At 76.2% G+C, this 391-nt stretch carries 1 protein-coding gene; it reads right to left on the minus strand.

Annotation, left to right across the window (positions count from 1 at the left end):
• Nucleotides 1–35: 35 nt before the first annotated feature.
• A partial coding sequence (locus LE181_RS31990) for a diacylglycerol/lipid kinase family protein (protein ID WP_372458565.1) occupies nt 36–391 on the minus strand: 356 nt, incomplete at its 5' end.

Below are 391 nucleotides of genomic sequence, written 5' to 3' on the forward strand. Positions count from 1 at the left end.
CGGACGGGACCGGCGCCTAGGCCGGTCCCGGCCCCTCACTCCTCCGGCACCCGGTAGACCACCAGCGCCTCGTTCACCTTCGACAGCGTCAGCTCCTCCGGTGCCGGCGCCACCTCCCCGTCGTAGGCCAGGTGAGCGCCCGGGCCGACCGCGCCGATGTGCAGCTGCCGCACCCGTGCCGTCCGCAGCACCGGCGAGTGCCGCAGCCCCCCTGTCAGGGCGGCCGCCAGCAGCCGGGTGCGGGCCAGCCTGCCGCCGTGCACCATGCGCACGTCCAGCACCCCGTCGGCCAGGTCGTGCCGGCGCACGGGCGCCAGCCCCAGCCCGTGGTACGTGCAGTTGCCGGCGAAGAGCATCCACAGCCGCCGCTCACGGCCGTTCACGCGCAGCC

Source organism: Streptomyces sichuanensis, assembly GCF_020328095.1.
In the GTDB taxonomy this organism is placed as follows: domain Bacteria; phylum Actinomycetota; class Actinomycetes; order Streptomycetales; family Streptomycetaceae; genus Streptomyces; species Streptomyces cinnamoneus.